Below are 12,872 nucleotides of genomic sequence, written 5' to 3'. Positions count from 1 at the left end.
AAAACCGTAGACTAAGATCATATGCTTCTAGTCTTACGCTATGTGATAGGTGTGGCCATGACTTGCCTCATCGCCTTTGGGCAGAGTGAGGTCGGTGGCGCCAGCCTGAATGGAACCATCCTGGACCCGTCGGGCGCGACGGTGTCGCAAGCCAAAGTTACCGCAACCAATACCAACACCGGCTTTACCCGCAGTACGGAAAGTTCCGATGCCGGTGTCTACACTTTCGTGCGCCTTCCTGTTGGCTTGTACCGTCTCAGTATCGAGAAAAATGGATTCAAATCCTATCAGAAAAGCGGCATTGAGCTGACCGTGGGCGCTGTGCGCAGCTTCGATGCGACGCTCGAGATCGGTGCGATGACCGAGACGACTTCGGTGACCGCCGAGCTTCCCGTGGTGGAGACTGCTCGTGTTTCGACGTCGACGACCGTGAACGAGAAGGAAGTGCGTGATCTGCCGATCAACGGCCGCAATTTTCTTGATTTCACGATTCTCACGCCAGGCGTTGTCCGCGATCAGACCCGTGGCGGCGACCTCAGCTTTGGCGGCCAGCGCGGCACCGCGAATAGCGTGCTTGTCGATGGCGGCGATGCGAACAACCTCTTCTTTGGCCAAAGCTCCGGCCGCGCCGGTGGGGGCCGCAATCCTTATACCTTCTCGCAGGACGCAGTGCAGGAGTTCCAGGTGAACACCTCGGGCTATGCTCCCGAGATTGGCCGCGCCGGCGGCGGGGTGATCAACATGGTGACCAAGAGCGGTGGCAACGACTTTCATGGCACCGGCTTCTGGTTCTTCCGTGATCGCGAACTGAATGCGAATACGCCGATCAACAAGGCGCGCGGCGTGGGACGCCAGCCGTATCACTTCAACCAGTTTGGTGGCAATCTGGGCGGCCCGATCAAGAAGGACAAGCTGTTCTTCTTCTTTAACTATGACGGGCAGCGCAACACGAACCCGAATCCGGTCTTCTTCCCGATCGCGCCGCTGACCGATGCCGATTCCCAACGCGCCGTCGCCACACTCACCCCGCTGCTGCGCCCTTATGTGACCGGGCAGCGCAACAATATCTACACTGGCCGTATCGACTACAACATCAGCTCGACGCAGCAGTTGAACGTGCGCTTCAACGCGCATCGCTTCCAGGGCACGAACTTCGAGAACTCCGGCAATCAGAGTGCTGCCGAGCATACGGGCAATTCGAATATCAGCTCCGATAACCTCTCCGTGGGCTATAACAAGGTCTTCGGTTCGACGACCATCTGGGATTCCCGTTTTGTCTATCTGCGCGATGACGAGCCGGGCCTGGCTAACAGCACCAGCCCCGAGGCGGTGATTCGCCAGAGCGGTACGACGATGTTGAGCATCGGCCGCAACAGCTTCTCGCCCCGCTATACAAACTCGAAGAAGTACAACTTCATCAACACCGTGTCGGCAATCCGTTCGACGCATACGCTGAAGGCTGGCGCCGATGTCAACATCGAACGCATTGCGAATTACTTCCCCGGTAACTTCGGCGGCAGCTACACCTTCAATTCGCTGGCTGACTTTGCCAATGGCAGACCGGTGTCCTTCACGCAGGGCTTTGCTGGACCTGGCACCCGAGGCGCCACCACCTATCCGAACGCTAGCGAAGTTGGCCTCTTCTTCCAGGACACCTGGCGCGTGGTGGACCGTCTGACTCTGACCTACGGCGTTCGCTATGACCTGTTCAAGCTGGCTTCGAATGACTTCCGGAATCCGGATCCAGGGCTTGCCGCGCTTGGCCTTCGCACTGACGTGGTGCCTTTCAACAAGGACAACATCCTGGGCCGCTTCGGTCTTGCCTATCGTCTCGACAAGACGGGCCGTAGCGTGATCCGTGCTGGTTTCGGAATGTTCGCGCAGCGCACGCCGGCCATCATGTACGGCACGGCGCATTCGCAGAACGGCGTCCAGGTGCAGACCTATACGCTGAGCTCGACCGTACCTTCACAAGCGGGTCTCATCCCCGCCTATCCGGCCATTCTCAGCGCGCCTCCGGCGCTGGCCCGGACACCGGACATCTACGTGATGGACCCCACCTTCCGTACCGCGCAGACCTACCAGTGGAACTTCAACTACGAACGCCAACTCGCGCGTGACTTCGCCATGACGCTCGGCTACCTGGGCGTGAAGGGATTGCACCTTTCGCGCAGCCGCGACATCAATCTGTTCCCCACGGTCGTCGTGAATGCAACCTTGTCGACGACAGGCGCGCAGATTCCTTACGCCACCCGTCTGTCCACGGCTCGTCCGAACCCGAACTTCGGGCGCATCACGGTGTTTGAGAGCGGCGCCGATTCCTCCTATCATGGTGGCTTCGTGCAGTTCAGCAAGCGCTACTCCAAGAACTTCCAACTGCAGAGCAGCTATACCTACTCGAAGGTGATCGATAGCCGTCCGGACGCCACCAGCGTTGTGGTGGGCGGCGGCGACGATGCGAAGGTGGTGCAGGACACGTTGAACCCGAATGCAGACCGCGGGCTCGGCGATGCGAATATCAAGCATCGCTTTGTGGGCTCGGGCGTTTGGGACATTGCTTACTTCAATCATCTGACCGGCCCGAAGAAACTGGTCTTCGGCGGCTGGCAGCTTTCGGTGATCTTCCAGGCCCAGAGCGGCCGTCCGTTTAACGCGACGGCTCCGACGGATCTGAACAACGATCAGAACTCGCGCAACGATCGTGCGCCCGGCTTTGGCCGCAACACGATCATCGGACCCAACTTTGCGAGCCTCGATCTGCGGGTGTCCAAAGACATTCCGGTCTTCCGTGAAAAGGTGCGGCTGCGTCTGATGGGAGAAGCCTTCAATGCGCTGAATCGTGCCAACTTCTCGGGCTTGCAGACCTCGCCTTATAGCTTTGTCGCCGCAACCCGGACGCTGACACCGCAGACCAGCTATCTGTCGAACACGGCCTCCTTTGATCCACGCATCCTGCAGATTGCAGCTAGAATCACTTTCTAGATGATCACTCTTCAAACAGGGCGGCGACTGGCAACAGTCGCCGCCCTGTTGTGCTTTTCCGGCCTGTATGCCGCTGCTGAGAAGCGCCTCGGGCATTCGCAGCATGGCGAAGTTTTTGATAGCGGGCCGAGAACAAAGCCTGTTGCGATTCCGGAGATTGGTGAGGCGCATTTCCCGATCACCCACAAGAATCCGGAAACGCAGAAGTGGTTCGATCAAGGCAATGCGCTGCTGCATTCCTTCTGGGAATATGAGGCCGAGCGTAGCTTCCGTTGGTGCGCCAAGCTCGAACCGGACAATGCGATGTGTTACTGGGGCATGGCGCGCGCCGCCGGTGACGAGCGAAGTGCTGCCTTCCTCAAAGAAGCTGTCAAGCGCAAGGCTGGGGTGAGCGATCGGGAGCGTCTCTATATCGAAGCGCTGGAGGCGCGGGAGCGCATCGATCGTCTGCGGGACCATGGGCCCAATTACCGTGATCGCGCTTTGAACTACCAGAAGAAGCTCGAGACGCTTTGCGTCCGCTATCCCGATGACATGGAGGCGAAGTTACTGCTTGCTCTCTCCGGTATGGGCGATGCGCGATACGGCACGGAGCTGATTTTGCGGGAGGTGGAGGCGAAGTTGCCCAATCATCCCGCGGTGCACCACTATCGTATTCACAACTGGAACTACCACGAGCCGGAGATGGCGCTGCAGAGCGCAGCACGCTATGGCGCCATTGCTCCCAATGTAGGACATGGCCTGCACATGCCCGGCCATATCTATTCGACGGTTGGGATGTGGAATGAGGCGGCGATTGCGATGGATGCAGCCACGCGCACTGAGGTGCGCCATATGCACGAGCGGCAGGTCTATCCGTTCAACTATTGGAATTGGGGGCACAACCGCGCCTATCTCACTTACATCCAGGAACAACTCGGCTTGCCCGATCTGGCCATCGCTGGTGCCAAAGAACTGATCCAGGCTCCGCAGGACCCCAGCTTCAATGGAGACAAGCCCTACAGCCCTCACTCCCAAGGCATTCATGGCCTCGCGCGCGTACTGGTGAAGTATGAGCGTTGGAAGGAACTGCTCGACACGCGGAGTTTTCCGTGGCGTGAGGGAGCCTCTGACAAACTGCTGAAGGCCTATGTCGAGGCGCGGGCACATTTCGGCCTGGGGAATCTCGAAGAAGCAGAAAAGGCCATCGCCGAACTCGACAAGTTTGAAAAAGACAAAAGCGTCGAGTCGCACTACGCAATCATGTCGAAGGAGTTGCGGGCCCGGTTGGCCTTGGCGCAGAATGAAACGCTGCTCGGTCTGGGGCTTTTGACCGAGGCGGCGGAAAAACAGTTTGAATTGCAGAACGGTGATAACGATCCGCCGCACTATCCACAAGTGCTGCTAAACGCTTTGGGCGACGCCTACCTGCAGGCCGGCAGCAAAAATCTGGCGATTGCCGCCTATGAGAAAGCGCTCCAGCTGACTCGCAACGATCGCTTTGCACTCGCCGGGCTAGCTCGGGCGGGCAAGCCCGTGCAGCCGGTTCTCCCCGCGTCCGAGCGCGACTATTTGAAGGCAGATCTTGCCCGCTTTGGTCCCAAGAACTGGACGCCGATCGATGCCCCCGTCCTGGATGCCGCAGACGTGGAAGGCAAGCGTGTCCAACTCAGCGAGCTCAAGGGGAAGAATGTCGTGCTGGTCTTCTACCTGGGCAGCGAATGTCCGCATTGTCTGAAGCAACTGCGCGACCTCAAATCGAGGAACGACGATTGGAAGCGGCTCGACACGGTTGTACTCGCCGTCAGCGGCAATAGTGCGGCTCAAAACAAGGCTCTGCTTGGCGACGCGGCGTATCAGGGCATCCGCTTTCTTGGTGATGAGACGCACGCAAACGCAAAGCGCTTTCTGGCTTTCGACGACTTTGAAGAGATGGAACTACACGCGACACTGCTGATCGATACGGCAGGCAAACTGCGCTGGGGGCGCGTGGGCGGGGCGCCTTTTGAGGACATGGGATTCCTGATCCAGCAGGTGGAAGGCTTCCAGCGCTAGTGAATCCACTTAATCTCTAGCGGGATTATGGTATTCTTCGGCTGAGGTCCCTCTCATTGCAGGCCGCAGCCTTACAAAAGCGAAATAACGGCGAGTCTTTATTGAACTCGATTGGCAACACTCCGTTGCTGCGTCTTCCGGCGATTTCGTCTGCCTTTCCGGGCGTCGAAATTCTGGCGAAGGCGGAATTTCTCAATCCTGGTGGCAGTGTCAAGGATCGTCCTGGCCTCAGCATGGTGCGAGAAGGCGAACGCACCGGTCAACTCACCAAAGCGCGCACGATTCTCGATGCGACCAGCGGCAATACCGGCATCGCTTACGCGATGATTGGCGCCGCACTGGGCTATCAAGTGCGTCTCTGCCTGCCGCAGAACGCGAGCCCTGAGCGCAAGCAGATTCTGAAAGCCTATGGCGCCGATCTGATTCTGACGGATCCGGGCGCGGGCTCCGACGGCGCTATCGTGAAGTGCCGCGAAGTCTACGAGAACGACCCCAATCGGTACTTCTACCCCGACCAATACAACAACCCCGCCAACTGGAAAGCGCATTTTGAGACGACGGCGCCTGAGATCCTCAGCCAGACCAACTACAGCCTCACTCACTTTGTGGCGATGCTCGGCACGAGCGGTACTTTTACCGGCACGGCGCGGCGCTTGAAGCGCGATCTTCCGACTGTAAAGTGTCTTTCGGCACAGCCGGATCAGGGCTTCCATGGCATTGAGGGCACCAAGCACATGCCGACAGCGATTGTGCCTGGCATCTACGACGAAACGCTGGCTGACGAGAATCTCTGGATCTCCACAGAGGGTTCTTATGCGATGACCAAGCGCATGGCGCGCGAGGAAGGATTGCTGGTCGGCATCTCTGCCGGAGCAAATGTTCTTGCGGCCACGCAAATTGCAGCCCGCCTGGTAGAAAATGGGGAGACCGGTGTGATCGTCACGATTCTGTGCGATGGCGCCGCCAAGTATCTGAGCGAACCCTTCTGGCATGATTGAAATTTCCGCTGAGGCTTGGGCCGTGATGGTCGAACACGCCCGTAGCTATTACCCCAACGAGTGCTGTGGCATTCTGATCGGCAACGAAACGTCCGGCAAGCGTGAGGCAAGTGTCGCCATCGCCTGCCGCAACGCCTATGAGGGAGTGCAGAAAGACCGCTTTCTGATCGACCCCAAGGACCAGATTGCTGCCGAACGCAAGAGCCGCGAACTGGGCTTGGGTGTTCTCGGCTTCTTCCATTCGCATCCGGACGAAGCTGCTTATTTTTCTGAGACCGATTTAAAAAACCACTGGCCCTTCTACTCGAACGTCGTCATGAGCGTGCGCAGCGGCGAAGTCCGCGATGCGAAGTGCTTCCGCGTCGACGTAGACCAGACTGCCAGTGAAGAAGAGGAATTGTTATGGCCAAAATCCTGATCCCGACGCCTTTGCGTCAGTTTACCGGTGGCGCGGACAGCGTCGAAGCAGTGGGAGCCACTGTTGGCGAAGTGCTGGGCGCCCTTACCACCGCGCATCCTGACCTCAAGAAGAATCTCTACAACGATGAAGGCAAGCTGCGTAGCTTCGTCAACATCTACGTCAACGACGAAGACATCCGCTACTTGTCGAAGGAAGCAACCGAAGTTGCCGCCGCCGACACCGTTTCCATCATTCCGAGCATTGCCGGAGGCCGCTAGACGATGGCTACCACTCTTACAAACGAGGAAATCGGAAGATACTCGCGCCATCTGATCCTGCCGGAAGTAGGCATGGAAGGCCAGATCAAGCTGAAGGACGCGAAGGTATTGCTGGTGGGCACCGGTGGCCTGGGCGCGCCGATGGCGCTCTATCTGGCCGCCGCTGGTGTGGGCACGATCGGGCTGGTGGATTTCGATGTGGTCGATGAATCCAATCTGCAACGCCAGGTCATCCACGGCAGCAAGGACGTCGGCAAGAAGAAGATCGATTCGGCTGCCGAAAGCATGCTCGACATCAATCCGAATCTGAAAGTGATCAAGCATGAAGTTGCGCTCACTAGCGACAACGCGCTTGAGATCGTCAAGCAATACGATCTGGTTGCCGATGGCACCGACAACTTCCCCACCCGCTATCTGGTCAACGACGCCTGCGTGCTATTGAACAAGCCGAACGTCTATGGCTCGATCTTCCGTTTTGAAGGCCAGGCTTCGGTCTTTGCGACCGAAGACGGTCCCTGCTACCGCTGCCTCTATCCGGAACCGCCTCCTCCCGGTCTGGTGCCAAGCTGCGCTGAAGGTGGCGTTCTGGGCATTCTCCCCGGCGTGGTGGGCCTGATCCAGGCTACGGAAGTCGTCAAGCTCATTCTCGGCAAGGGCCAGACGCTGAATGGCCGTCTGATGCTCTACGATGCGCTGAACATGAAGTTCCGCGAGATGAAGCTGCGGCGCAATCCTGATTGCCCTTCTGGCAAGTGCAGTGTCGTCAAGGAACTGATCGACTACAAACAGTTCTGCGGTGTGGTGGATGCGGCGCCCGCGCCCGTCCCGGCTGGCGGCGAGTTGACTGCGCAAGAAGTGAAGGGTCTCATTGATGCCGGCGAAGATTTCGTACTGGTGGACGTGCGCGAGCCGCACGAGTATCAGATCGCCTCGATTGCCAAGGCGACGCTGATCCCGCTGGGGCAGTTGCCGAATCGCTTGAACGAGATCCCGAAGAACGCGCGCATTGTTTGCCACTGCAAGAGTGGCATGCGCAGCGCAAAAGCTGTCGATCTGTTGAAACTCAACGGATACGAGCGGGTTCAAAACATGAAGGGAGGAATCTTAGCCTGGAGTGACACCGTCGATCCGAGCGTCGCGAAGTACTAGTCTCCGTCTTGCTACGGGGCTGCTGCTGCTCTTGGGCGCCTGGTCGATCACGTCTGCGCAGACTGACGATTCCGTCTATTTCCAATACTCCCCACTCGGTGGTTGGCCTGCCGCGGAGTGGGTGTTGGGTAACAATCAGTTCAGTGCCCGCTTCCGTCAGGAAAGCGATAGCACCTTCCACTGGGTCAGCCTGGCTGACTCCAGTGGTGCGGTGTCTTGGCGCGCCCCGGACCTGAATCCGGGCAGTCCCATCGATCTCAAGATTGATGGCGCCGAGATCAATGCCAACACTCAGTTACGCCTGGTGAACCAGCGTGGCTCGGAACTCGGCAACGGGGGCAAGGGCTGGGAACTTGTCTTTCGCGATTTTGCCGAACGGTATGAGATCTCGCTGCTCCTGCAGGTGTATCCCGGCCATCCGGTACTTCGCCAGCAATTGCGGGTGCGGAATCTGAAGGGCCTGCGCATCTTTGTCACTGCCAACAACATCCTCTCCTACGCTCCTGTTCTCGACGACACGGACTATCGCGTCTTTCGCGTCAACCAGTGGAGTACCGTTCCCACCGATCGCAATTTCGAAACCGTCACCACCACGCTGTCTAAACCGATGCGGCGCGTCGCCATGCAAACCGGCGCGGGCGGCAAACAATGTGCCTGGCTCGCCATCCTCAAGAACGACAATTCCGGCCTGTTTGCAGGCTGGGAGTTTGATGGCCATGCAGACGCGTTCGTCGAACGCGGCGAGGACCTGCTTAGCCTGAATGTGAGTCCGCGCAGTCTGATGCATCCGGTAGAGCCGAGTGCCGTCTACGAAGCGCCCGCTGCCTTTCTCGGCATCTTCAACGGCGATTGGGACGAGGCCGGATATCGCACGCAACGCTATGCCGAGGCCGCGCTGGCCATGCCGGTTGCCGATGCAAAGTTCCCCTACATGGCCTGGGACAGTTGGGGCTATGGCATGGAGATCAACGAAGAGAAGTTAAAGCGCGAGGTGGACCTCGCAGCAAAGGCAGGTGTCGAGCTGTTCATTGTCGACCTTGGGTGGGCGAAGCAGATTGGCGATTGGGAAGAAGATCCAGAGAAGTTCCCGAGTGGCCTGCGCAGCTTCTCTGACTATGTCCATGCCAAGGGTCTCAAGTTCGGGCTGCATTTTGTGCCCAGCGAGGCGATGGCGACTTCTCAGGTGCTGCAAGAACATCCTGAATGGGCCTGCTCGACAAACTACAACTACCATGGTGCTGTTTCGCTTGCGCTGGGCGATACGGCGGTGCAGGATTGGGTGATCGAGCAAGCGGTCAATGTCATCCAGAAGTACAAGGTGGATTGGGTGCTGCAGGATGGCCAGACCATGGTCAAGGAATGCACGAATGAGAATCTGAGCTACGACCCGCGCGATTGGAATTATGCCGGCGACTTTGGCCTGAACCGCATTCTGACCGAGATCCAGGGCCGCACGCCGAACACGCTTTGGGAAAACTGCGCCAACGGCGGCAACATGATGACCTTCCGCATGCTGCGCAACTATGTCACCTCGATTACCAATGACGCTTCAGGTTCGCTCGGTTCGCGGCAAGGGCTATACGGTGCAAGCTTTCCTTTCCCTCTGCGCTATACCGATCGCTACATGCCAAGTGTGCCGATCAACGATTACAACACGCGCAGCTTTATCTTTGGTGGTCCTTGGATTTTGATGAACCAGTTGGCGGAACTCGATGGGGATTCGCTCGCCTTCCTCCGCGCTGAGATCGATGCCTATAAGACGGTTCGTGAATCCATCCGCGACAGCAAGGTGCTGCATCTGACACCCCGGCCTGCCAATGGCCGGACGGATGCAATCCAGTCCTATCATGCGGGGCTTGATGAGGCGGTTGCGGTGGTGGTGCGCAACGCGACGCTCAACGATGTGTTTACGCTTCGTTTTCGCGATCTGGTGCCCGAGAACACCTACCGGGTGAGCTTCCAGACCGACACGCGCAGCTACCTGATGACGGGCGAGCAACTCATGGCCGACGGCGTTAGTGTTAATCTTCCAGAGCGTGAATCTGGAGAAATTGTCTACGCCCGTCCCCTGGCTCCGTAGTTTTCCCGCGCTGGTGCTGGTCTTTGTCCTGTCGGCCTTTCTCATCGAACCCAGTGCTCCCGTTGCTGCCGCGTTCGTGGACCCGGCGGCGGGGACCCTTGCCCAGGACGAGGCTCTATATGCGCACAGCATTCTGCGTATCGCCAATGGAGAAACGCCGCTCACGCCGCAGTTCCTCGGCCGTCTCTCGTTGGTCAAGCCGCCCCTCTTCCATTGGCTGTCGGCGGCCTCGCTTCGTCTGTTTGGCCCGCATCTTTGGGCTTTGCGGCTGCCGGGGATTCTTGCGGCGGCTGGCGTCCTGACTCTTCTCTATGCAACGCTCGGCCCAGTGGGCTGGCTGCTTTGCTTCAGCCAATATCTTTGGCGTGCGCGGGCCGGGCTGGCGATGATGGACGATCTGCTGACGCTGCTGTATTTGCTGGCGGTGCTGTGGATCGCGAAGGATCGCAAGCTCGAAGGCCGCGGCTCGGCCTGGGTCTTTGGCGCTCTGGTGGGCCTGGCGGTGATGACGAAGTGGTTTGCCGGTGTTCTGCCACTGGCGATGCTGTTCTGGGGGCGGCCTCCCTGGCGGCGATGGGTCGAGGTTGCGGTTGCCACCGCAGTGGTCGCCTTGCCCTGGCATGCGTATCAGTTCTTTGCGAATCGCGAATGGTTCCTGGCGGAGTATCTGGGCGTGGAACTGCTCAGCTACGCGGTGGCCGCGCCGGTGCAGTCGACGCAGGAAAGCCATTGGCACTTCTACGCGGTGCGGGCCCAGACGCTTTGGCCGCTCTTCGTTCCCTTGCTGTTACGCCGATGGAGCCCCGTCTGGCTGGTGTGGTGTGGCGTGTTGAGCTTGGCCATCGCCGCCTACAGCTATCAGAATGCGAGTTACCTGGTTCCCTTGGTGCCGGCGATTCTGTTGTGTTCGCGCGGCTGGCTCCCGTTATGGTTGGCGCCGCTTGCCTTAGTGGGCTGGCTGGGCAACGGGCCGGCGTCTCCCGGCTTGCGGCCAATCGGCTCTGACCTTGCAGAGCGCGAAGTTCTGCATCTCGATGCGGACGATCAGCTCCGCACGGCCCTGAGTCCCGATGCGACGCTTCGCTATGTCTTTCTACTGGAACACTTGCCGCCCAACGGGCCGCTCGACTTTGAACAGCGCGGCATCGCGAAGAGCACCGAGCGCTTTCTGGCTGACCCGGGGGCACAGGTCGATGCGGTGCTGGTGAAGGATCTCGATGCGCTCCGTCTGCTCATTGCAGGGAGCCCGCAGCGGGACTTTCTCTTGCCGCCCAAGGCTTGGGCCGCTCTTGCCATGTCCGTGCCGCATGAAGTGATTGTCGAGACAACGAAAATCAGGCTGAAGAGCCGCCACCCCGTGGCGGGCCCCAGGCCCAATCGCTTTCAGCTTCTCGATGGACCGGGTTTTGCGAAGTGATTGACCGGGCCATTGCCACGGCCTAGCCCGGGATTCGTATCGATTGCGCGATGAATCCAATCCTTCGCCTGGGCGACAGCCTCTTCGAGCGGTACTCCGGCGGCGAGCAGTGCAGTGATGGCTGCTGAATAGCTGCAGCCGGTGCCATGCGTGTGTGGTGTGGTGAGGCGCGGCGCGGGCAGCACCCGCTCGCCGCCAGGCCACAGCAGCAGGTCGATGGCATCGCCTGCCAGATGGCCGCCCTTCAATAAGACAGCGCCAGCACCGAGATCGAGAATCGCCAAAGCGGCGTCCCGCATCTGCGCGAAATCTGCAATGTCCCGTCCGGTGATGACGCTCGCCTCGGGCAGATTCGGAGTCACCAGGCTGGCGGCAGGCAGCAGCAATTCGATGAGCTTCTCGCGTGCCGCTTCGTCCATCAGCGGAGCGCCGTGTTTGGAGACCATCACCGGGTCGACAACCAGCGGGAAGAGAAACTCCGTCGCCTCAAAGGCGATCGCTTCGACGAGCGCGGCATTGCCTAGCGCTCCGGTTTTTGCTGCCAGCGGCGGAATGTCTTCGAGCACCGCCCGTAACTGGGCGACAACAAAATCGGGCTCGAGGACGCGCACCTGTTCGACGGCAACCGTGTTTTGCACGGTCAGCAGTGTGATCACCGCTTCGCCATAGACACCAAATTGATGGAAGCTTTTGAGATCGGCCTGGATGCCTGCCCCGCCGCTGGGGTCCGATCCGGCAATCGACAGCGCAACGGGAATCTTCACACCTGCAGGATCAGAACCGTGATGTTGTCCGGGCCACCGGCATTGCGCGCCGCATCAACCAGGGTCTGGGCCTTCGAGGGGAGATCCTTATCGGGATCAGCCAGCACCGCAATGATCGCGTCTGCGCCCACCACACCGTGCAAGCCATCGCTGCACAGCAGCAACTGCATGCCAGGAAGCTTGGGGACGGTTTTGGTGTTGACGCGGAGCGGATTGCCGACGCCAATTGCCATGGTCAGGACATGGCGCATCGGATGCCGCTTGAGCGTGTCCTCATCGATGCCCAGACGGCGGCCCACTTCATTGACCCAGGTCTGGTCTTCCATGAGCGACTCGAGCTTGCCCTGGTAGTAAGAATAGACACGGCTGTCACCGACGCTGGCAATGTGGAGTTCGTTCTGGTCTTCGAGAACACCGACGAGCGTGGTGCCCATGCCTTCGAGAGTCAGATCGCTCGCGGCGGTTCGCTTCACGCGATCGTTTGCCTCAATGAAGGCCTCTTCGAGATCGCGCAGCGATTGCCCGCGCTTCTCCATCACCTCGAGAACGGTTTCGGCAGCCAATCGCGAAGCGGTTTCCCCGGCCTGTGCGCCACCCATCCCATCGGCAACGATATAGAGGTTCTGCCCGCGATTGACGAGAAGAAAGTCTTCGTTATTTTTCCGGACGCGCCCTGGGTCGCTGAGGCCGTAGCTTTGCATCGTCGGCATCATGAGTTATAGTTCACCACACACCATCCAGACAGATCAGATCTTTCTATCTCATAATGC

General features: G+C 59.2%; 10 protein-coding genes. 8 read left to right on the top strand and 2 right to left on the bottom strand.

The features are described from left to right. Positions 1 to 57: 57 nt before the first annotated feature. From M017_RS0102610 to M017_RS0102575, 8 genes are all read left to right on the top strand, one after another. Positions 58 to 2,982, top strand: a complete 2,925-nt coding sequence (locus M017_RS0102610) for a TonB-dependent receptor (protein WP_162179820.1) — start codon at positions 58 to 60, stop codon at positions 2,980 to 2,982. Beyond that, the gene (locus tag M017_RS0102605) at positions 2,983 to 5,016 is read left to right on the top strand and encodes a redoxin domain-containing protein (protein WP_031495555.1); all 2,034 of its coding nucleotides are present in this window, start codon (positions 2,983 to 2,985) and stop codon (positions 5,014 to 5,016) included. A 101-nt stretch (positions 5,017 to 5,117) separates the two neighbouring features. Then, positions 5,118 to 6,014, top strand: a complete 897-nt coding sequence (locus M017_RS0102600) for a PLP-dependent cysteine synthase family protein (RefSeq protein WP_238325790.1) — start codon at positions 5,118 to 5,120, stop codon at positions 6,012 to 6,014. Beyond that, positions 6,007 to 6,432, top strand: coding sequence for a M67 family metallopeptidase (locus M017_RS0102595; RefSeq protein ID WP_031495552.1), 426 nt, complete (start codon positions 6,007 to 6,009; stop codon positions 6,430 to 6,432). Before M017_RS0102600 ends, M017_RS0102595 begins: the two co-directional genes overlap by 8 nt. Continuing rightward, a complete protein-coding gene (locus M017_RS29855) occupies positions 6,417 to 6,692 on the top strand; it encodes a MoaD/ThiS family protein (protein WP_031495551.1) in 276 nt (91 codons plus the stop codon). Before M017_RS0102595 ends, M017_RS29855 begins: the two co-directional genes overlap by 16 nt. A 3-nt stretch (positions 6,693 to 6,695) precedes the next feature. Continuing rightward, positions 6,696 to 7,841, top strand: a complete 1,146-nt coding sequence (gene moeB / locus M017_RS0102585; protein WP_031495549.1) for a molybdopterin-synthase adenylyltransferase MoeB — start codon at positions 6,696 to 6,698, stop codon at positions 7,839 to 7,841. Beyond that, entirely contained in the window at positions 7,807 to 9,921 is a 2,115-nt protein-coding gene (locus M017_RS0102580; RefSeq protein WP_155121194.1) for a glycoside hydrolase family 36 protein, read from the top strand. Before moeB ends, M017_RS0102580 begins: the two co-directional genes overlap by 35 nt. Next, positions 9,893 to 11,338 (top strand): ArnT family glycosyltransferase, encoded by a 1,446-nt coding sequence (locus M017_RS0102575; RefSeq protein ID WP_031495547.1) that lies wholly within the window; start codon positions 9,893 to 9,895, stop codon positions 11,336 to 11,338. Before M017_RS0102580 ends, M017_RS0102575 begins: the two co-directional genes overlap by 29 nt. Here M017_RS0102575 and thiD read toward each other — a convergent pair. Both thiD and M017_RS0102565 read right to left on the bottom strand, forming a co-directional pair. Beyond that, on the bottom strand, positions 11,305 to 12,102 hold the full coding sequence (gene thiD, locus M017_RS0102570; protein WP_155121193.1) for a bifunctional hydroxymethylpyrimidine kinase/phosphomethylpyrimidine kinase: 798 nt from the start codon (positions 12,100 to 12,102) through the stop codon (positions 11,305 to 11,307). The genes M017_RS0102575 and thiD overlap by 34 nt on opposite strands. Beyond that, on the bottom strand, positions 12,099 to 12,815 hold the full coding sequence (locus M017_RS0102565; RefSeq protein ID WP_051669441.1) for a PP2C family protein-serine/threonine phosphatase: 717 nt from the start codon (positions 12,813 to 12,815) through the stop codon (positions 12,099 to 12,101). The genes thiD and M017_RS0102565 overlap by 4 nt, the downstream gene beginning before the upstream one ends. Between the last annotated feature and the right edge of the window lie 57 nt (positions 12,816 to 12,872).

The sequence above is a fragment of the Bryobacter aggregatus MPL3 genome (assembly GCF_000702445.1).
Classification (GTDB): Bacteria; Acidobacteriota; Terriglobia; order Bryobacterales; family Bryobacteraceae; genus Bryobacter; species Bryobacter aggregatus.
This window is presented reverse-complemented; position numbering and strand designations above follow the sequence as displayed.